Below are 19,828 nucleotides of genomic sequence, written 5' to 3'. Positions count from 1 at the left end.
CCTCGGCATGACCAAGCCAAGGTTTGTTGTCCTGCGCGCACTGGCCCGCTGGCTGCACCGCTGGCAGAACTGGCTGGCCGGCTTCGTGCTGGTCGCCGCGCTGCTGGCGGGTTGCCGGCTGTGGCCGCATCCGGCCCTGCGCGACGCATTGCCTTCGTCCACCGCGCTCTACGACGACCACGGGCACCTGCTGCGGCTGACCCTCGCCAGCGACGACCGCTACCGCCTGTGGGTGCCGCTGAAGGACATCTCGCCGCAACTGGTGGACGGCGTGCTGCTGCACGAGGACCGGTGGTTCCGCTGGCATCCTGGCGTCAACCCGTACGGCCTCGCACGCGGCGCCTGGGTCACCTACGTGCGGCACGGCGACCCGCAGGGCGGCTCCACGCTCACCATGCAGTTGGCGCGCCTGCTGTGGCGGCTCAATACGCGCACGCCGCTGGGCAAGCTGCGCCAGATCGGTCGCGCCCTGCAACTGGAGCTGTTCTATTCGAAGGCGCAGATCCTGGAGGCCTACCTCAACTACGCGCCGTACGGCCGCAACGTGGAGGGCGTGGGCGCGGCCAGCCTGGCCTACTTCGACAAGGAGGCCGCCCGGCTCAGCCTGCCGGAGGCGCTCACCCTGGCGGTGATCCCGCAGGATCCCACGCGCCGCCTGCGCGCGGGCCAGTCGGGCGACGCGGTGATCAATGCGCGGCTGGCCGATTCGCGCAACCGGCTGTTCGCCCGCTGGCTGCGCAGCCACCCGCGGGATGCCGCGCTGAAGCCGCTGTTCGCACTGCCGCTCAACCTGCGCCCGCTGTCGCAGTTGCCGTTCGAGGCGCCGCACGCGGTGGAGCAGGTGCTCGCGGCGCGACGCATCGACGGCGACACGGGCGATGCGCGCGTGGCGACCACCATCGACCTGGGCCTGCAGCACGCGCTCGAACGCCAGGTACGCCGCTACGTGGAGCGCAACGATGCGCGCGGCATCCGCAATGCGGCGGCGCTGCTGATCGATACCCGCGACATGGGCGTGAAGGCGCTGGTCGGCTCGGCGGACTACGCCGACGCTTCCATCCAGGGCCAGGTGAACGGCACGTTGGCCAAGCGCTCGCCGGGCTCCACCCTCAAGCCCTTCATCTACGCGCTGGGCTTCGACCAGGGCGTGCTGCACCCGCAGACCGTGCTGCGCGACGTGCCCACCGCATTCGGCCCGTACGCGCCGGAGAATTTCGACGGCCATTTCCTCGGTCCGGTCACCGCCACCGAGGCGCTGATCCGCAGCCGCAACATTCCCGCGGTGTGGGTGGCGTCGCAGTTGCAGCAGCCGAGCTTCTACCAGTTCCTGCGCGATGCGGGGATCAGCCGCATGGCCAGCGAGAAGCACTACGGCCTGGCCCTGGTGCTGGGCGGCGGCGAGGTGACCATGCAGGAACTCGGCGGCCTCTACGCGATGCTGGCGAACCGTGGCGAGCTGAAGCCGCTGCGGCTGCGCGCCGACGAGCCGCAGGCGGCCGGCACGCGGCTGCTGAGCGAAGAAGCCAGCTTCATGGTGATGGACATGCTGCGGCAGAACCCGCGCCCCGACGAAACCACCGGGGCGCAGCCGTCGCGGCTGCCGGTGTACTGGAAGACCGGCACCTCGTGGGCGTTCCGCGACGCCTGGACCGCCGGCAGCTTCGGGCCCTACGTGCTGGTGGTGTGGGTGGGCAATTTCGACGGCGCCGGCAATCCCGCCTTCGTCGGCGTGGAGGCCGCTGCGCCGTTGTTCTTCAATATCGTCGATGCGTTGCGCGCGGAACGCCCGGGGCTCGCCGAGCCGATCCGTCACATGCCGGCCCGCCTCAAGCGCGTGCAGATATGCCTTGCCAGCGGCGACCTGCCGAACCAGTGGTGTCCGCAGAAGGGCACCACCTGGTTCATTCCCGGCAAGTCGCCGATCCGGGTCAGCAACGTGCATCGCCCGGTGGTGATCGACGACGCCAGCGGCCAGCCGGCGTGTCCGCCGTATGCCGGCAAGCGCACGCACGTGGAGGTCTACGAATTCTGGCCGTCCGACCTGCAGCGCGTGTTCGCGCAGGCCGGCATGCCGCGCCGCACGCCGCCGCAGAACCCGGCTTGCAGCGAAGCCGGCCGTCCGGACGGCGACCCGCCGCGGATCACCTCGCCGCTGCGCGGCAGCGCCTATGCGATGCGACTGAAGCAGGAGGGCCGGCAGCGCATCGCCTTCAGCGCCACCACCGATGCCGATGCCCATGCCTTGTACTGGTTCGTCGACGACGCCTACGTCGGCCGCAGCGCGCCGGGCGAACTGCTGTTCTGGCAGCCGCCGACCGCCGGCAGCTACGACGTGCGGGTGGTGGACGACCACGGCCGCAGCGACCAGCGCCCGCTGGCGGTGACCCGGATCGAGTGAGCGGCGGTGCGCTGCGTTATCCTCGTTGTCCCCGTGCACGACACGCGCCGCCCATGATGCCGTCGTCCGATCCGTCGTATTACCGCGCCACCGCCACCTCGTATGCGCCCTACGCGCCGCTGCAGGGCAGCGCGCAGGCGCACGTGGCGATCGTGGGCGGCGGCTATGCCGGATTGAACACGGCGCTGGGACTGGCCGAGCGCGGCGTGCGCGACGTGGTGCTGCTGGAGCGCGAGCAGGTCGGCTTCGGCGCCTCCGGGCGCAACGGCGGTTTCGTGTTCGCCGGCTATTCGCTGGGCGAGCAGGCGCTGCTCGACCAGCTCGGGGAGCAGCGCGCAAGGGCACTGTTCAAGCTCACCGTCGAGGGCGTGCACCGCATCCGCGAGCGCGTGGCGAAGTACGCCATATCCTGCGACGCGGTGGACGAGGGCGTGATCTGGGCCAACTGGTTCCGCGATCCGCGCATCCTGCGCGAGCGCCAGCAACTGCTGGCCGAGCGCTACGGTGTGCAATGGGAGTGGCTGGCCCAGGCCGAACTGCGCCGGCGAGTCCATAGCGACCGCTATTCGGACGGTCTGTTCGAGCGCGACGCGCTGCACCTGCATCCGCTCAACTACGCGATCGGGCTGGCCGCGGCGGCGAGCGGGCAGGGCGTGCGCATCCACGAACGCAGCGGCGTGCGGAGCCTCCGGCGCGACGGCCTGCGCTGGCGGATCGAGACCGCGCAAGGCGTGCTGCACGCCGACCAGGTGGTGCTGGCCTGCGGCGGCTACCTGGCCGGCCTGCAGAAGCGGATCGACCGCGCGATCCTGCCCATCGCCACCTACGTCATGGCGACCGAACCGCTGGGCGAGCGCCTGGCCGGGTGCCTGCGGACGCGGTCCGCGATCTACGACACCCGCTTCGCGTTCGACTACTACCGCCCGCTGCCGGACACGCGCCTGCTGTGGGGCGGCCGCATCTCGATCCGCAACCGTTCGCCGCGCGCGGTGCAGCGCCTGCTCCGGCGCGACCTGCTGCGGGTGTTCCCGCAACTGGAGGACGCGCGGATCGACTACGCATGGTCGGGCCTGATGAGCTACGCGCGGCACCAGATGCCGCAGATCGGCGGCAGCGGCGACGGCCTGTGGTGGGCGCAGGCGTTCGGCGGCCACGGCCTCAGCTCCACCTGCGCCGCCGGCGAGCTGCTGGCGGCGGCGATTGCGGAGAACGATGACGGCTGGAAGCAGTTCGCCGATTACAAACTGCCCAGCACGCACCGGCCCGCCGGCTACCTCGCCGCGCAGGCCAGCTACTGGCGGGCCGAATTCAACGACTGGCTGAAGACGAGAGTGGAAGGATGAGCGACAGTGACGCAACCCCGGCCGTGACCGAGATCGGCTGGGCCGATTTCGAGAAGGTCCTGATCGTGGCAGGCACGGTGACCCGGGTGGAGCCGTTTCCCGAGGCGCGCAAGCCGGCGTGGAAGGTCTGGGTGGATTTCGGACCCTACGGCGAGAAGAAGACCAGCGCGCAGATCGCCGCGCTGTACGGCGCCGAGCAATTGGTCGGCCGGCAGGTCGTGGGCGTGATCAACTTCCCCGAGAAGCAGATTGGCCCGTTCCGCTCGCAGTTCCTGCTCACCGGCTTTCCCACCGACGAAGGCGTGGTGGTGACCGCCATCGAGCGCCCGGTGCCGAACGGCACACGGTTGGCCTGACATGGACGGCGCATGGCAATTGCGTCCCGCCGAATTGGCGGACGCCGGGGAAATCGCGCGGCTCAGCGGCGAACTGGGCTATCCCGTGGGTGCGCAGGAAATGGCCGGCCGGTTGGCGGCGATCCTGCCGCACCCGATGCACCGTGTCAGCGTAGTGGCCGAAGGCGGCACGCTGTACGGCTGGATCGCGGTGGAGCGGAGATTGACCCTGGAGGCCGGCGAGCGGATCGAGATCGTCGGCCTGGTGGTGAGCGGCGCGATCCGGCGCGGCGGCGTGGGACGGGCGCTGGTGCAGGATGCGGAACGGTGGGCTCGCGCGCAGGGATTCGATGCGATCCAGGTGCGCTCCAACGTGGTGCGCACCGAGTCCCATCCGTTCTACGAGCGCCTGGGCTACGTGCGCCGGAAAAGCCAGCACGTATACGCCAAGCCGCTGGAAGCGGAGCCGGGCTAGGGCCCCGCTTCCGGCCGGCGCGCGCCGGCCAAGGATGCCAGTGTGCGCGAGAACGCATCGCTTTCAAGCCATGGATTGTTCGCGCACGAAGTGGTTTCTCAGGCAGCCTGGCGCTCGTCCTGCAGCATCTGGCCGGGCTGGCGCCGGATCGCCACGGCGATGCCGGCAGCGATCAGCCCGGTGATGCTGGCGATCACGAACGGCTGCAGGTAGCTGCCGCCCTGCGTGCGCATGAAGCCGGCGAAGAACGCGGCGGAGGCGGCGCCGATCTGGTGCCCGGCGGCGATCCAGCCGAGGTGCTGGCCGACGGCCTGCTGCTGATCGAAGGCTGTTACGCCTCGGGGCAAATGTTCGGCAGGAACGGCCCGGCGCGTTCGCTGGTCGAGGTGGCCGATGCGCTGATCGATGCGAGCCTGCGCCGCTGAGAGCGGCTTCGGTTGTGCCTTCGATTGTGCACAACGGCCCCGCCGTCATTCCAGCGAAAGCTGGAATCCAGTGAAATACCTCGTGCGAAGCACTCGAAATGGGTTTGTGTGCTTCGCACGAGTACCTGACTGGATTCCACAGCTTTCGCTGGAATGACGGGTGGGCGAAGGGCGGGCGATACGGGCGCAAGAGCGGGGGCAAGAGCGCAATCACCCGGGTGTCCGGCAGACGCCACACCGCCCCGAATCGACCCGGAAAAGGCCATGACGCGCGCAGGCAGGCCGGGCATCATGCCGCCTCGTCCATCAACAGGGATTCCCATGAAATTCCCCATCCTCGCCCTGTGGGCGGGAGCCGCCCTGGCGGCCGCGCCGCTGCATGCGCAGAACCCCGACTGGAGTCAGCCGCAGAAGCCTTTCCGCATCTACGGCAATAGCTGGTACGTGGGAACGCGCGGACTCAGCGCGATCCTGATCACCTCGCCGCAGGGCCACGTGCTGATCGACGCGACGACGCAGGACAACGCCGCGCAGATCGAGGCGAACATCCGCCGCCTCGGGTTCCGCCTGAAGGACATCCGCGTGATTCTCAACTCGCATGCCCATTTCGACCATGCCGGCGCCATTGCCCGGCTGGCCAGCGACAGCGGCGCGCAGGTGCAGGCGAGCGCGGCGGGCGCGAAGGCGCTGGAGGCCGGCGGCGCCGATCCGGACGATCCGCAGTACGGCGAGGCGGCGCGCTTCCCGCCGGTTCCGCATGTGAAGGTCGTGGGCGACGGCGGGACGGTGCGGGTCGGGCCGATCGCGGTGGTCGCGCACTACACGCCGGGCCACACCCCGGGCAGCACGTCGTGGACCTGGCGTTCCTGCGAGAAGGATCGCTGCCTGGACCTGGCCTATGCCGACAGCCTCACCGCCTACAGCCGCGACGGCTACCGTTTCAGCGACGATCCGCAGCGGGTCGAGGATTTCCGCCGTTCGTTCGCGACCGTCGCCGGCTTGCCCTGCGACCTGCTGATTACCCCGCACCCGGGGGCCAGCGGCTTCCTGGACAAGGTCGCGGCCCGCGACAAGGGTCAGCGGCCCGATCCACTGGTGGACCCGGGCGCCTGCCGGGCCTATGCGTCGCCCGGGGCGCCCGCGCGCCGCATGCTCGACGCGCGGCTGGCGAAGGAGCGGGGCCAGCCCTGACGGCGGGCCGGGCGGCGGCGGGGAAGCCGGTACGTTTGGCGGGAAGCCTCAACGGTCCAGCCAGACCGCCAGCCCCTGCGCATTCAACTCGATGTCCATGCCCAGCAGTTCGTACAGCGCGTCGCGGCCTTGCGTCCAGCCGTGCGCCTCGGCGCGGACCGCGTAGAGGTCGGTCAGCGCCTCCGTCATCGCGGCGTGGCGGTCGGGCTGGCCGTCCGCGGCGCGGGCCAGCGCCACCATCGCGTCGATCTGCGCGTGCAGGTCGGCGGCGAGCCGTTCGACCGTTGCCACCCGGCCGTAGTGGGTGAGGTACATCGCTTCGGGGCGCAGGGCGACCAGGCGGTCGATCGACGCGTGCAGCGCCTCCGGATCGAACTGCACCGGCGAGGTGGTCGGCAGGATGAACGGCCCCTGGGCAGTGTCGAACTCGCGGTAGCTCAGACCGAAGGTGTCGCCGGTGAAACAGACGCTGGCGCGCTCGTCGTAGACGCACAGGTGGTGCCTCGCGTGGCCCGGCGTATCGAGGCAGCGCAGGACGCGCCCGGCCAGGTCCACCACGTGGCCGTCCGGCGCCTGCACCACCCGCCCGGCCGGGATCGGGCGCAGCCGGCCGTAGGTCCGCTCCATTACCTCTTCGCCGTAGACCGCGCTGGCGCCGGCCCAGAGCTGGGCCGGGTCGATCATGTGGCGCGCGCCGCGCGGATGCACCGCCAGCCGCGCGTTCGGCAATTGCGCGATCAGTTCGCCGGCGCCGCCGGCGTGGTCCAGGTGCACGTGGGTGAGGATCAGCCAGTCCACGTCGGCGGGGGCGAGGCCGGCGTCGCCGAGCGCCGCCAGCATGCGCGGCACCGCGTGGTTGGTGCCGCAGTCGACGAAGGCGCCCCGGCCGCGCTCGACGATCAGGTAGGTCGCGTCGAAGCGCGGGCGCACGAAGCCGGTGTCGATGGTGTGGATGCCGTGGTTGTCCGTCATGCTCGCGTTGTCCGTCATGCCCGCCTCGCGCTAGCCCGATCCGGCGAGGGTAGCAAGTGCGTCCGGCGCGATCACTTGCACTTTGGTCGCGTCACCCGCGCTTCGCCGGCGTCCTGGCCGGCCGCGGCATGCGCCACAGGTACCACGCCGCGGCGGTCCGGTGCGGGCTCCATGCCGCGCCGATCGCGGCCATCGCCTTCGGGCCCGGCGCGGCGTCGAGCGACTTCAGCAGGCGATAGCCTTCGCGCACGCCGAAGTCGTCGGCGGGGAGGATGTCGTCGCGGGCCATGGTGTAGATCAGGAACATCTCGACGGTCCAGCGGCCGATGCCTTTCAACGCCACCAGCCGTTCGATCAGCGCTTCGTCGCCGAGCCCGAGCGCCTCGGCCCGGCTCGGCACGATGCCGGCGAGGGTGGCCTCGGCGAGGCCGCGGATCGTCTCCGCCTTGCGCGCCGAGAATCCGCAGGCGCGCATGGCGTCCAGTTCCGTGTCGAGCAGGCATTGCGGCGAAGGGAAGGCGCTTTCGGGTTCGAGCGCGAGCAGGCGCGCGACGATCGCATCGCCCGCTTTCACGTGCAGTTGCTGGTATGCCACCGCACGTACCAGGGCTTCGAACGGCTCGCGCGCGGGCTTGGGCTCGTGCAGGCAGGGACCGATTTGCGCGACGGCACGGGCCCAGTCGGCGTCGAGCGACGCCAGGAAGGTGGCGGCGTCGGCATGCGCTGCGCGCGGCGGCTTGCGAGGGTTCAACGGCATGGCTCCATGGATGGCATGGCGGGGAAGGCGGGCAATGGCCGTGGCGGCAGAGGCTACCGACCGGCAGCGCCGACGGCTAGCCGGCGCGGCGAAAGGTCAGGTTGATCCGGCATTCGCCCAGCGATGGATGATGGCCGGGCTTCAGCGGCAGCACGCCGTGGAAGCGCAGCCGGGCCGGTCCGCCCCAGACGGCCACGTCGCCATGCGCCAGCGGCACGCGGCGCTGGCGGTCGGTGCGCTGCATGCCGCCGAACAGGAACGTCGCCGGCAGGCCCAGCGATACCGAGACGATCGGCTGGCCGAGGTCGCGCTCGTCGCGGTCCTGGTGCAGGCTCAGCCGCGTGCCCGGCACGTAGCGATTGACCAGGCACGCATCCGGCACGAAACCGTCGAAGCCGGCCTGCGCCGCCGCCGCGCCGGCGAGGTGCAGGAACGACGGCGCCAGCGCCGGCCATGGCCGGCCGCTTTCCGGGTCGACCGGGTCGTAGCGGTAGCCGCGGCGGTCGCTCACCCAGCCCAGCGGGCCGGCATTGGTCATGCCCACCGACATGCGGAACCCGCCGGGCGTGACCAGGTGGCGGAACGGCGCCTGCGCCGCGATCGCGTCGATCGCCCGCAGCAAGGCAGCGGCGTCGTCCAGGGCGAAGCCGCGCAGCACCACCGCACCATCGCACAGCGGCTCGTCGCGGCGTTCCGCGGACGGGGCGAACAGGTCGAGGTTCATGGAGGGATCGGGGCAGTCAGGTCGCGTCGTGGAAGATCAGGCCCAGTGTATGCCGATGCCCGGCATGCACGCGGCTCACGCCGTGGCGATGGTTCACCCGGTAGATGCCGCGCGTGCCACGTACCGGGCGATGGTGCACGGCGAACACCACGGCGTCGCCCTGGCGCAGCGGCACCACCTCGGGCCGCGACTGCATGCGCGGCCGCTGTTCGGTCAACACGAATTCGCCGCCGCCGAAGTCGCGCCCCGGTTCGGACAGCAGGACGGCGACCTGCAGCGGGAACACGTGCTCGCCGTACAGGTCCTGGTGCAGGCAGTTGTAGTCGCCCGCGCCGTACTGCAGCAGCAGCGGCGTGGGGCGCCGCTGGCCGGCGTCATGGCAGCGCTCGACGAAGTCCGCGTGCGTGCCGGGATAGCGCACGTCCACGCCCATGGCGGCGTTCCAGCGGTTGGCGATCGGCACCAGCGGCGGGTAGAGCGTCGCGCGCAGGCGGGCCACGAGACCGGGCAGCGGGTAGTCGAAGTAGCGGTACTCGCCGCGCCCGAAACCGTGCCGCCCCATCACCACGCGGCTGCGGAAAAGCCCGTCCTGCCCGTACAGGCCGGCCAGCATCCGGCACTGCTGCGGCGCCAGCAGCGTCTCGATGATGGCGCTGCCGCGGGCGTCCAGATCGTCGGCGACGCGCGCCCAGTCGCAGCCGTCTAGACGCGCGACGCTTTCGTCCGCGTCGCGCATGGCGGCTTGCAGCGATGCATTCATGCCTGCGCCTCGCGCCGCAGCAGGAGGCGCTTGCGCGCCATGCCCCAGCGATAGCCGGACAGGCCGCCGTCGCTGCGCACCACGCGATGGCAAGGCACCGCCACCGCCAGCGGATTGGCCGCGCAGGCCTGGGCCACGGCCCGCACCGCACGCGGCGCGCCGATGCGGCGGGCGACCTCGGCGTAGCTGGCGGTGGCGCCCGCGGGGATCGCCAGGAGCGTTTGCCACACCTGCTGCTGGAAACCGGTGCCGCGCATGTCCAGCGGCAGGTCGAGGCTGTGGCCGGTGTGCTCGACGAAACCGGCTACCCGCGCCAGCCAGGGCGCGTGGCGGGAAGCGTCGGCTGCCAGCCGGGCATGCGGAAAGCGACGCTGCAGGTCGCGCAGCAGCGGCTCGGGCTCGTCGTCCAGCAGGATCGCGCAGAGGCCGCGCGCACTGTGCGCCACCAGGAGCGCGCCGAGCGAGCAGCGGCCGACCGCGTAGCGGATCTCCTCGGGAGCCTCGCCGTGCGCCGTCGCCGCGCGCTGCGGGGATGGGGCCAGGCGTTCGGGGCGGCAGCGCTTGCAGGGACGGAACCCGGCGCGCTCCGCCTCCGCGCCGGAGGCGTGGAAGGCCACGTTCTCCGGCCGCATCGGGCGGGCCGCGCAGGACGGCCGGCAATACACGCCCGTGCTCTTCACCGAATAGAAGAACCGGCCGTCGGCGTGCGGATCGCGGGCCAGCACCCGGGCCCAGCGCGGATCGTTCGAGGTGGCGGCCGCGAGGGCGGCCTTATGGGTGGACGGTTTCATGGGACATCCCTCGTGGGAGTTTGCGTGCGGTCGAGGCTAGGGCGTGACGGCCGTCGCGGCACTCCGTTTCTTGCGCTGCCGGCCGCACCCGGGAACGCGCGGACGCAGGGCGTTTCCCGTACCCTGTCGCCAGGGCCCTGCGGAAGGGACCGCGCCGTGGAGGCGCGGGAATCCGCCCGGCCGACGGCATCCATCGACAGGGGAGATTCCATGAAAACGTTCCTGAAACTGGCGTTCGCACTCGCCTGCGCGGCGTCGCTGCAGGCGTGCGTCGTCACCACCAGGGCCTATGTCGATCCGCAGCACCGGCCGGCCAGCCAGGCGGCACTGCTGCGGCCGGCGCAGCCGATCCCGGTGAAGGTGCGTGCCGAGTTCCGCACCAACGGCGTGCCCACCGCCAAGGCGACGCCGGTACTGCAGCATGAGGTGGAGCAGGCGCTGCTGGCCGGCGGCGTGTTCGTGCCGGCCGTCGATGCCGGCGCAACCCTCGACGTCACCGCCAACGACACGACCGACCTTAAGGATGCCCATGCCAAGGGCGTGCACTACGGCCTGACGCTGGGCTCGTCGGGCATTGCGGTGGACGACGACTACGAGTTCACCATCGTCTATCGCAGCGGCGCCGGCGGCGACCACCGCTCCATCTACCGGCACGCGATCCATTCGACCATCGGAGACATCAGCGGCCCGGCCGGTGCGCAGCCCACCACGACGGCGCAGGCGTTCCGGAGCGTGGTGGAGGACGTGGTGCTCGATTTCACGCGGGACGCCCAGGCCGCGGGCCTCACCGCGCCGTGACCGCATGCCGCGGCGCGCGGCATGCGACGCGTCGGCGGCACGGGTTCACCACTGAAGCATCAGCTTGCCGATGTGCGCACTGCTTTCCATCACCGCATGCGCACGGGCCGCCTCGGCGGCGGGGAATACCTGGTGGATCACAGGGCGCAGCTTACCGGCGGCGAGCAGGGGCCACACTTTCTCGTGCAATTGCCGCGCGATGGCGGCCTTGAAGGCGACCGGACGCGGACGCAGGGTCGAGCCGGTGATCGTGAGCCGGCGGCGCATCACCGTGGCCGCATCCACCGTCGCCCGGCTGCCGCCGAGCGTGGCGATCACCACCAGCCGGCCGTCTTCGGCCAGGGCGTCGATCTCGCGCGGCAGGTAGTCGCCGGCGACCATGTCGAGGATCACGTCCACGCCGCGGCCGCCGGTGGCCTGCTTCACCGCTTCGACGAAATCCTCCTCGCGATAGTTGATCGCGCGTTCCGCGCCCAGGCGTTCGCAGGCCGCGCACTTTTCCATGCTGCCGGCGGTGGCGAACACGCGATGGCCCAGCGCATGCGCAAGCTGGATCGCGGTGACGCCGATGCCGCTGGACCCGCCCTGGACCAGCAGGGTCTCGCGCACGCCGCCTTCGCCGTGGCCGAGCCGGCCGCGATCGAACACGTTGCTCCACACGGTGAAGTAGTTCTCCGGCAGCGCCGCCGCCTCGACCATCGAGAATCCCGCCGGCACCGGCAGGCACTGCGCCAGCGGCGCCACCGCGTACTCGGCGTAGCCGCCGCCGGCGAGCAGGGCGCAGACCGGGTCGCCGGGCTTCAGGCCGAACGGATTGGCGCTTCCCGTATCGCCGTCGGCCAGGATGCCGGCCACTTCCAGTCCGGGCAGGTCGGAGGCGCCTGGCGGCGGCGCGTAGTGCCCCTGGCGCTGGAAGACGTCCGGCCGGTTGACGCCGGATGCGGCTACCTTGATCAGCACCTCGCCCGGGCCCGGCCGGGGCATCGGTCGCCGGACCGGGCGCAGCACGTCGGCCGGACCGAAACGGCTGATCTCGATGGCTTGCATGGTGGTCATGGCGCGCTCCGTGGAGGGGTGGGGATCGAAGCAACATTGACGCGCTGCCGCGAATATCAAGCATGGCGCCGCGGGTTGCCGACTCCGGTTGACCCGGCGGCGCAGCGGCGATAGACAGGCGGCATCGTCCCGCCGGAAACTTCCCGATGCTGCATACCCTGTTGCTGGTGCTCGATCTCGCCGGCACCTTCGTGTTCGCGCTCAGCGGCGCGGTGGTGGCGGTCCGGCGCGAGCTGGACCTGTTCGGCGTGCTGGTGCTGTCGTTCGCCGCCGGCAACGCGGGCGGCATCACCCGCGATCTGCTGATCGGCGCCATCCCGCCGGCGGCGATCGCCGACTGGCGCTATCTCGGCGTCTCCGTGCTGGCCGGTCTCGTCACCTTCTACCGCTACGCCGACATCGAGCGCATGCGCAACCCGGTGCAGTTGTCCGATGCCGCCGGGTTGGCCCTGTTCGCCGTCGCCGGCGCACAGAAGGCGCTGGCCTTCGGCCTGAATCCGGCGATGGCCGCCTTGCTCGGCATGCTCACCGGCGTCGGCGGCGGCATGCTGCGCGACGTGCTGGTGACGCAGATTCCCACCGTGCTGCGCGCCGACCTGTACGCAGTGGCCGCACTGGCCGGCGCCGCGGTGGTGGTGCTGGGCAGTCTGCTGCACCTGCCGCCGACCGCGACCACGCTGGCCGGCGCGGGCGCCTGCTTCGGGCTGCGCTACATGGCGATCCGCCATGGCTGGCATCTGCCGCGGGCACGTGCGGATGCCGCCACGTCGACGGACGGGCCGGGCAAATAGAGCGGGGATCTGTCAGCAGGCCACGATCGTGCGGGAATGCGGCGCGAATATTCCTGCTTCAGCGTGATCGGAAAGCCATTGCATGAAAAATCAGGCGCATACCGGTATTTCCTGAAATGCCTTCATTTCGCAATAGCGATTGCATTTGCGCTGATGCTTGCGAGATGGGCCATTGGAGATGCCAAGCGATTATTCGCGTGTAATCCACGATTTTTGCGAAGCAATAGTGAGACGTGGTAGCCAGATCGGTGCGACTGTGGCGCAACATTTTACGATGCAGCGTATGTCCGATTCATTCGAAGTCCGGAATAATGTCTTGCATCTCAATAGCTTCAGGATTTTCGTAATATTTCTCGATACGAGAACCTGACTGGCGGCTTCATTGTGAGTTGATTCATCCCGTGTTAAAGCTGGATTCGCCAGGGAAGGCAATCGAAGCGCAAACGCACCCTGGCGTGTAGTCACTTCCAACCAAACGCAAGGAGCAGTTTATGAAGAAGTCTACATCCGTGGTGATTTCGGCCCTGACGATGGCCATTGCCGGCGTGGCCACCGCCGCTCCCGTGCAGCACACCAACTCGGTGCAGTTGTCGAACGACACGGCGGGCGCTCTCGGAGCCTCGACGCTGAACCTGACCGCGATGTCCAAGCACGTGGATGTCGATACCGGCGACGGCCACTGGCATTACGACCCGGCCTTCACGTCCGCTACGGCGCTGGCCGATGCGGGCAACGCGTCGTATTCGTTCGACGTGTAAGGCCTAGGGAAGCCGCATCGTCGATGCGGCTTCCCTTTCGCGTCGCCGGACATGCCCGGCCTCACTCCACCTGCATGGACGCATCATGGCCACACCTTCGCCCAGGGAAATCTTCCAGGTCGTGGAAACCGGGCTCGACCCGGACGGTATCCTCGAACGCCTCCAGCTTGCCCGCCTGGCCTTGCAGCGCGACCGGCTGGCCCAGGCGATCGGCGGTACGCCGGAAGCGGCCTGCCTGACCGCGTCGTACGAACAACTCGGCGCCGTCCACCAGGCACGGCTCCTGCTCAGCGCCGACCTGGGGGAATGGCTCGCCCTGTGGGAGAAGGAGCGCAACGAAGGGGTCCATTCGACGAGCCTGGCGCAACTTGAAGAACTGCTCGACAGCGAGCGGATAGCAGCCAGTGCGCTGGGCGGTATGCCTTGCCCGCTCGACGAGGCGAAGGGACGCATTTGGTCGCCCATGGGCGACTATTCCTTCCTGCATCAGGGAGGCAGCGTCGAGGTGATACCGGCGCCCCGCATCGGCGACGTCATCGCCATCGATTTCGACAGCCCGTTGGCAAGATCCATGGACTACGCCAGCGGCGTGCTGTCGCAACCGCCGCTTCCCCTGGACGAAACCGAGAAAACGCGGGCGGTCGAAGTATTGCAGGCCGGGCTGGAACTGATCGACGCCTCGATGCCGTATTACGGGCGCCTGATACGCGAATTCACCCGCCGGATCATCGTGAGGAAATCGCTCGAGTCGGTGTCCGATGCCGTACCCGGCGCATCCATCTTCGCGTCGGAGCACATGACCCGGCAGATCGGCGCGATCCGCATGCTCAATCCGCACCTGCCCGAGTTCTCGGCCGCGATGGCGGCCGAAAAGATACTCCACGAGTCCATCCACAATTACCTGGCGGCGTGCGAGTACGTGCACGGGAGCTTCTGCCACAGGGGCAACGAGGTGCGGCCGGTATCGCCGTGGTCCGGCAATCCGATTCCCAATTCCTCGTTCATCCATGCGGTCTTCGTCTATTTCGCCTGCTTCAAGTTGATGGAGGCCGCCGGCGAGGCCGGGCTGCTTTCGGCGCCGGAGCACGACCAGGCGAGAATCCGTGCGCGGACGCTGCAATTCGTCTCCGGTTTCTTGAGCAATCAGTCCATGACCGATTTCCTGATCACCGCGGAAGGCGTCGACGCCGTTTTGCTCGAGCGCCTGGATGCCATGCAGGAAGCGATCCGCGCCAGGGTGCGCGTCGAGGAGGAGGACGTCGAATATGCCTAGGCCAGCCGTGCTTCTGCTGCACTCGGAGGGAGATCCGCTGCTGAAGATCGTCGCGGCGGCGGCGGACGGCGGCCCGGTCCGCATGGGGCTGGCCGAGCTTTGCAGCCATGTCCACGTGGATCACGGCAAGACGCTCCCGCGCGTGCTGCTTCGCGAAAGCGCCGGCGAACTGCGTGCCTACGGCTACGTGATCAACCGGCTCTTCGACATCGATGCCAGGTCGCTGTCCGCACACGTGGCCGGCTGGGGAAACCTTTCGCCATCGTGGTTCCACCGCGCCATGGTCAGCCTGTGGCCGGCAGGCACGGTGTGCTATCCCTGGGCCGCCAAGGGTGCGTCCCTGGTGCAACTGCCGCTTCCCACGCAGTGGCACGTAGTCGCCAGGAGCGGGATCGCCGTCGCGGTGCCGCGCTACGTGTTCGGCTTCGGCGAAAGTATTCCCGACACCAGCGCGCTGCGCGATCCGATCCGCAAGTCCATCTGGTCGTATTTCAGCTGGAGGGATGGCGACGTCATCGATGGCCCGGCAGGGACGCGCAACAGGTTCTACGTCGAGCGGCCGCAGGGCATCCCATTGCTCGGCGCACGCATCGGTGACGAAATCGTCACCAGGCCACTGCGCGGCGAGCGGATTCCCGAGCCGGAACGCCTGCGGCATGTGACCCGCCTGGTCAGCGACCTGTTCGACTGTCCCCTGTGCGAGATGCTGTTCTATTACGGCGACGATGGCGTGCTCACCTTCCATGCCTGCTCGACGCGCCTGGGTAGCGTGGCGGAAGACGCGTCGGCACGCGCGTCCATGCAACGCTGGCTGGCCTCGCTCTGCGCCGTCCAGGCGCCGTCGCGGCCAGCGGCAAGCCGGCGGGAGGAGGCTTTGGCACCATGATCCGTTTTCAGTCGATCCGCGCCGGAAACGTCCGGGCCAGCCATCAACGGCGGCGGAGGCGGGCATGGGCCGTGTGGCTGCTCCCGTTGCTTGCCGTATTAGGCCATCTGCCGGTCGCTTCCGCCGGAACGCCCGGTATCGCGGGCAGGCAGGACTGCGGTGTCCTTGCCACCGACGACATGCTGCGGGTCTGCGACCAGGGCCATGCCTTGACGTTCGTGCGGCAGCAGGATGGCTCGTACCGGATCGAGCCGTCGCCCGATGACGGCTTCTGGGGGCTTCGCGCCAACGAGCGGCTGCTCTCCGTGGATGGGCAGCGGGCCAGGACGCCACGGGACCTGCTTGCCCTGCTCGGGCGAAAACGGGCCGTTACCGTCCAGCTTGCCGACGGCAACGGAGCGCCGCTGCGCCGCCGTCTCGACGACGAGCGGTTGGCCGTATTCAGGTCCCTCGCGAAGGGCCCGGAACCGGCACCGCCGCCTCCGGGCGGCCTGCCCGTACCGCCATCGCCCGAGCCCGTGGTCCCAGGCAGGTAGCCGGCAATGGGCTTTCCATGATCGTGCGCGAAGCTGTCTCCAGAGGTTGCGGCATGTTTCTCTACTATTTCCGAGTGGCTTTGCGCAGCCTCGTCTCGTCCCCGGCGATGACCCTGCTGATGGTCGCGGGCCTGGCGGTGGGCGCGGGTACCTCCGCCGCCACCCAGACGGTCGTCGACAGCCTGGGCGCCGATCCGGTGCCGAGCCGGCGCGGCCAGCTTTTCCACATCGAGCTGGGCACCCTGGCACCGGGCCATGCCCACAAGGACGGCAAAGCCGCCAATGGGGAGTTGCTCAATTTCGATACGGCTCTTCAGATCCTGCGCGCCAGCCGGTACCCGCTCAGCCCGTTGGCTCTGTCCAACGTCAGCCTGCCGCCCACGGGGCAGGAGCGCTATCCGCGGCGGGCCAATGCCCTGATCGCCACCAGCGCCGTCTTCCACACCTTCGACATCGGGTTCCGCGAGGGCCGCGCCTGGTCGAAGGACGCCGATACCGATCCCACCTTCCAGGTGGTCATTTCCGACGAGCTGGCACGACGCTTGTTCGGGGAAGGCAGCGCGGTGGGGCGCATCATCAGCGTCGCCGGCCACAGCCTGTCGATCGTCGGCGTGGCGCGGGACTGGCAGCCGCAGCCCCGCTTCTACGCGTCGGACCTGGGCGGCGACCCGTTCGGGTCGGCCATCGACATCTACGTGCCGCTCAGCGTGGCCAGGGCAATGGCGATGCAGCCGCGGCAACTGGAATGCACCGGAGGGGAGACGAGCCCGCAGGCGTCCACCTGTGCCTGGCTGTCGCTCTGGACGATACTGGAGGATTCCGGGCAGCAGCGCGGGTTCCGGGATTTCCTTGCCCGGTTCGTAAGCCAGCAGAACTCGCTCGGCGCGAGCCTCGATCCGGCGACGGCGGCGGTGACCCCGCTCGTGAAATGGCTGGCCTCGCACAGCGCGGTTCCCGACGAGGCCAGCACCCAGCGCTGGCTGGCGCTCGTGTTCCTGATCGTGGGCATCGTCAATTCCATCGCGCTGCTGCTGGCCAAGTTCATGCGACGCAGCGGCGAGACGTCGTTGAGGCGCGCCCTGGGAGCCAGGCGAGCCGACGTCTTTGCGCAGTTGATGATCGAATCGGCGGTGGTGGGCCTGGCCGCAGGCCTCGTCGGGGCGTTCATTGCCTGGGCAAGCCTCATGGCGATAGCGGCGCAGCCGTCCCGCTACGCGCACCTGATCGGGATCGGCGTCACGACGCTGGGCTGGTGCATCGTCTTTTCGATCGGCGCCGCGGTACTGGCAGCGTTGCTTCCCGCATGGCGGGCCTGCCGGATATCCCCGGCGGGCAACCTGAAACTCCTCTAGGCATCCGGACCAGCCATGTCTCCAGCCGTATCCGCCCTCAAGCGCCATCGCCTGTCCGCGACGCTGATCGTCCTGGAAATCATCGTGGCGATGGCCGTACTGGTGAACGTGATCCACCTGACCGTACGCCACATGCGGGAAGTCTCGCTGCCCAACGGCATCGACGAGACTGCCCTGCTGGTGGCCCGGATCGGCGGCGGGAATCCCGCGGACAACGCCGATGCCGCGCGCTCGGCGCTGAGCCGGATCAGGGCGCTGCCGCAGGTCGCCGCCGCCGCGCCGACCAATGCGACGCCGCTTTCGGAGGCCAATTTCGTGGCCAGTTTCTCCACCGTGCCGCAGAACCACGATACGGATACCGTGTCCGCATCCAGCTATTTCGGGCTGGAAGGGTTCGCCCGCGCGCTGGATCTGCGCGTGATTGCCGGTCGGCCGCTGCAGCACGACGACTACGTGGGAGCGGACCTGGACCTGTTCACGCCCACCGGCGATGCCGTCCTGGTGACGAAATCCCTGGCGGAGCAGCTATGGCCCGGTGGACACGCGGCGGGGGCGCTGCTCTACGGGCCGCAGCGCGCGTACCACGTGGTCGGTGTGATCGACGACATCCTGCGGCCCAGCATGGATGCGGCCAATCCGTTCGCCGCGGTGGTCTTTCCGCTGGGTGCGGTCACCGCCGTCAACGCACCCTTCGTGAGCCAGTTCGCCATTCGGCTGAAGGCGCCCGGCTGCGTCGAGGCCGACGCATGCGAAAAGCTCATCGCGTCGATCGATTCCATTCTCCGCACCGAGTACGCAACGGCGGAAAAAGTCTCGGTCGATTCGTTCGCCCACATGCGCAGGGCCTATTTCTCCGCGGAGACCACTACCGCCTGGACGCTGTTGCTGGCGGCGATACTGACCATGGTCTTCACGGGCCTGGGCATCTTCGGGCTCACCTCGTTCTGGGTGCAGCAGCGGCGCAAGCAGGTGGGCGTCATGCGCGCGCTGGGCGCCAGCAGGACGGCCGTGTTCGGCTACTTCCTGGGCCAGAACGCGGTACTTACGGCGGCCGGCGTCGTCCTAGGAGGGGGCCTGGCCGTGAGTGCCAACCATGCGCTGCTCGTCTACCGGTCCGGTACGGCATTGCCGTTCCAGTACATCCTTTACGGCGCCTTGGCGGTGTTCGCCCTGAGCCTGCTCGCCACGCTGTTCCCGTCGGTGCTGGCGACCCGCGTGTCCCCGGCCAGCGCGATGCGTGGGCGTTAGCCGGGGTCGGTCTTTCCTCTGTTGCAAGAGACGCGGCGTGGTGCGGGGCGTCCGGCACCCTTCGGTATAGGAATCCCCGATGCCCGGGAACCGTTTCCCGGGCAAGGAAGCATATGCATGCAGCCACCGTCATCCGAACGGGAGGGCTATCACGGCGCCGCGTCGACCAGCACCAGTTCCGCGTCTTCCAGCGCGGTGACGCGCAGCACGGCTTCGTCGCGGATCGCCGCGCCGTCGCGCGCGTCGAGCCTTACGCCGTTGATCTCGACCGCGCCCTTGGCCGGCACCAGGTAGCCGTAGCGGCCGGCGGCCATGGTGTATTCCGCGCTTTCGCCGGCCTTGAGGGTGGCGCCGAGGACGCGCGCATCGGTGCGTAGGGGCAGGGCATCGGCGTCTTCCTTGAAGCCGCTGGCCAGCGCCACGAAGCGTCCGGAGCGGTCGCCCTTGGGGAAGGGGCGGGTGCCCCACGCGGGTGGCTGGCCCTGGGTGTCGGGGATGATCCAGATCTGGAAGATCCGCGTGGTGTCCGCCTCCTGGTTGTACTCGGCATGGGTGATGCCGCTGCCGGCGCTCATCACCTGCACGTCGCCCGCCTGGGTGCGACCCTCGTTGCCGAGGCTGTCGCGATGGCTGATTGCGCCCTCGCGGACATAGGTGATGATCTCCATGTCCGCATGCGGATGCGGCGGGAAGCCGGTCTGCGGCGCGATGGTGTCGTCGTTCCATACGCGCAGCGCGCCCCAGCCCATGCGGTTCGGGTCGTGGTAGCCGGCGAAGGAGAAATGGTGCTTGGCGTCGAGCCAGCCGTGGTCGGCACCGCCCAGGCTGTCGAAAGGTCTGCGTTCGATCACGGGAATGCTCCTGTGCATGGATGTCCGCGCCGTTGCGCGGCTGGCCGCCAACATAGGGGTACGCCGTCCGGTCTTGTAGGGGCGTGAAGGAAACGATCCGTTGCCGGA

21 protein-coding genes are annotated in these 19,828 nt (G+C 69.4%); 13 read left to right on the top strand and 8 right to left on the bottom strand.

All coding sequences use genetic code 11. The features are described 5' to 3' along the window. Positions 1 to 7 precede the first annotated feature (7 nt). Genes pbpC through ASG87_RS15435 form a run of 4 tightly spaced genes read left to right on the top strand, consistent with a single transcriptional unit; the run spans position 8 to position 4,551 of the window. Entirely contained in the window at positions 8 to 2,398 is a 2,391-nt protein-coding gene (gene pbpC / locus ASG87_RS15450) for a penicillin-binding protein 1C (protein WP_056007111.1), read from the top strand. Between the two features lie 56 nt (positions 2,399 to 2,454). Then, positions 2,455 to 3,741 carry an FAD-binding oxidoreductase gene (locus ASG87_RS15445; protein WP_157511127.1) on the top strand — a complete coding sequence of 429 codons (1,287 nt, stop codon included), beginning with the start codon at positions 2,455 to 2,457 and terminating at the stop codon, positions 3,739 to 3,741. After that, positions 3,738 to 4,097, top strand: a complete 360-nt coding sequence (locus ASG87_RS15440; protein WP_056007105.1) for a tRNA-binding protein — start codon at positions 3,738 to 3,740, stop codon at positions 4,095 to 4,097. The genes ASG87_RS15445 and ASG87_RS15440 overlap by 4 nt, the downstream gene beginning before the upstream one ends. Position 4,098: 1 nt before the next feature. Next, on the top strand, positions 4,099 to 4,551 hold the full coding sequence (locus ASG87_RS15435) for a GNAT family N-acetyltransferase (protein WP_056007102.1): 453 nt from the start codon (positions 4,099 to 4,101) through the stop codon (positions 4,549 to 4,551). Between the two features lie 98 nt (positions 4,552 to 4,649). Here ASG87_RS15435 and ASG87_RS21055 read toward each other — a convergent pair whose 3' ends face one another. Then, positions 4,650 to 4,898 (bottom strand): hypothetical protein, encoded by a 249-nt coding sequence (locus ASG87_RS21055; RefSeq protein ID WP_235499667.1) that lies wholly within the window; start codon positions 4,896 to 4,898, stop codon positions 4,650 to 4,652. 399 nt (positions 4,899 to 5,297) lie between these two features. Between ASG87_RS21055 and bla the strand changes: the two genes are divergently transcribed. Further along, on the top strand, positions 5,298 to 6,167 hold the full coding sequence (gene bla, locus ASG87_RS15430) for a subclass B3 metallo-beta-lactamase (protein WP_056007099.1): 870 nt from the start codon (positions 5,298 to 5,300) through the stop codon (positions 6,165 to 6,167). Between the two features lie 48 nt (positions 6,168 to 6,215). On the opposite strand, the gene ASG87_RS15425 is transcribed toward bla, so the two are convergent. From ASG87_RS15425 to ASG87_RS15405, 5 genes are all read right to left on the bottom strand, one after another. Continuing rightward, complete coding sequence (locus ASG87_RS15425; protein ID WP_056007396.1) at positions 6,216 to 7,139, bottom strand: MBL fold metallo-hydrolase; 924 nt, start codon at positions 7,137 to 7,139, stop codon at positions 6,216 to 6,218. A gap of 91 nt (positions 7,140 to 7,230) precedes the next feature. Then, a complete protein-coding gene (locus tag ASG87_RS15420) occupies positions 7,231 to 7,890 on the bottom strand; it encodes a DNA-3-methyladenine glycosylase 2 family protein (RefSeq protein WP_235499666.1) in 660 nt (219 codons plus the stop codon). 82 nt (positions 7,891 to 7,972) lie between these two features. Then, the gene (alkB, locus tag ASG87_RS15415) at positions 7,973 to 8,620 is read right to left on the bottom strand and encodes a DNA oxidative demethylase AlkB (protein ID WP_056007094.1); all 648 of its coding nucleotides are present in this window, start codon (positions 8,618 to 8,620) and stop codon (positions 7,973 to 7,975) included. Positions 8,621 to 8,636: 16 nt separating this feature from the next. Then, positions 8,637 to 9,380, bottom strand: coding sequence for a 2OG-Fe(II) oxygenase (locus ASG87_RS15410; protein WP_056007091.1), 744 nt, complete (start codon positions 9,378 to 9,380; stop codon positions 8,637 to 8,639). Next, complete coding sequence (locus tag ASG87_RS15405) at positions 9,377 to 10,171, bottom strand: methylated-DNA--[protein]-cysteine S-methyltransferase (RefSeq protein WP_056007088.1); 795 nt, start codon at positions 10,169 to 10,171, stop codon at positions 9,377 to 9,379. The genes ASG87_RS15410 and ASG87_RS15405 overlap by 4 nt, the downstream gene beginning before the upstream one ends. 210 nt (positions 10,172 to 10,381) lie before the next feature. On the opposite strand from ASG87_RS15405, the gene ASG87_RS15400 reads away from it, so the two are divergent. Further along, entirely contained in the window at positions 10,382 to 10,969 is a 588-nt protein-coding gene (locus tag ASG87_RS15400) for a hypothetical protein (RefSeq protein WP_056007085.1), read from the top strand. Between the two features lie 45 nt (positions 10,970 to 11,014). Here the strand turns inward: ASG87_RS15400 and ASG87_RS15395 are convergent, their stop codons facing one another. Further along, positions 11,015 to 12,016, bottom strand: coding sequence for an NAD(P)H-quinone oxidoreductase (locus tag ASG87_RS15395; RefSeq protein ID WP_056007393.1), 1,002 nt, complete (start codon positions 12,014 to 12,016; stop codon positions 11,015 to 11,017). Positions 12,017 to 12,174: 158 nt separating this feature from the next. Between ASG87_RS15395 and ASG87_RS15390 the strand changes: the two genes are divergently transcribed. From ASG87_RS15390 to ASG87_RS15360, 7 genes are all read left to right on the top strand, one after another. Then, a complete protein-coding gene (locus ASG87_RS15390; protein WP_200949132.1) occupies positions 12,175 to 12,816 on the top strand; it encodes a trimeric intracellular cation channel family protein in 642 nt (213 codons plus the stop codon). A 491-nt stretch (positions 12,817 to 13,307) separates the two neighbouring features. Next, the gene (locus tag ASG87_RS15385; RefSeq protein ID WP_157511119.1) at positions 13,308 to 13,574 is read left to right on the top strand and encodes a hypothetical protein; all 267 of its coding nucleotides are present in this window, start codon (positions 13,308 to 13,310) and stop codon (positions 13,572 to 13,574) included. A gap of 85 nt (positions 13,575 to 13,659) precedes the next feature. Continuing rightward, complete coding sequence (locus ASG87_RS15380) at positions 13,660 to 14,847, top strand: HEXXH motif-containing putative peptide modification protein (protein WP_056007078.1); 1,188 nt, start codon at positions 13,660 to 13,662, stop codon at positions 14,845 to 14,847. A gap of 7 nt (positions 14,848 to 14,854) precedes the next feature. Further along, the gene (locus tag ASG87_RS15375; protein WP_056007075.1) at positions 14,855 to 15,733 is read left to right on the top strand and encodes a hypothetical protein; all 879 of its coding nucleotides are present in this window, start codon (positions 14,855 to 14,857) and stop codon (positions 15,731 to 15,733) included. After that, the gene (locus ASG87_RS15370; protein WP_056007072.1) at positions 15,730 to 16,269 is read left to right on the top strand and encodes a hypothetical protein; all 540 of its coding nucleotides are present in this window, start codon (positions 15,730 to 15,732) and stop codon (positions 16,267 to 16,269) included. The genes ASG87_RS15375 and ASG87_RS15370 overlap by 4 nt, the downstream gene beginning before the upstream one ends. 53 nt (positions 16,270 to 16,322) lie before the next feature. Beyond that, positions 16,323 to 17,621 carry an ABC transporter permease gene (locus tag ASG87_RS15365; protein ID WP_162258382.1) on the top strand — a complete coding sequence of 433 codons (1,299 nt, stop codon included), beginning with the start codon at positions 16,323 to 16,325 and terminating at the stop codon, positions 17,619 to 17,621. A 90-nt stretch (positions 17,622 to 17,711) separates the two neighbouring features. Continuing rightward, positions 17,712 to 18,869, top strand: a complete 1,158-nt coding sequence (locus ASG87_RS15360) for an FtsX-like permease family protein (protein WP_235499670.1) — start codon at positions 17,712 to 17,714, stop codon at positions 18,867 to 18,869. A gap of 149 nt (positions 18,870 to 19,018) precedes the next feature. Here ASG87_RS15360 and ASG87_RS15355 read toward each other — a convergent pair whose 3' ends face one another. Further along, positions 19,019 to 19,720: a pirin family protein gene (locus tag ASG87_RS15355; protein WP_056007062.1), complete on the bottom strand. Its 702-nt coding sequence runs from the start codon at positions 19,718 to 19,720 to the stop codon at positions 19,019 to 19,021. Positions 19,721 to 19,828 lie beyond the last annotated feature (108 nt).

The sequence above is a fragment of the Frateuria sp. Soil773 genome (genome assembly GCF_001428405.1).
Classification (GTDB): domain Bacteria; phylum Pseudomonadota; class Gammaproteobacteria; order Xanthomonadales; family Rhodanobacteraceae; genus LMSL01.
Note: the sequence above shows the minus strand (reverse complement) of the source record. Positions and strands in the feature narration are given on the sequence as shown.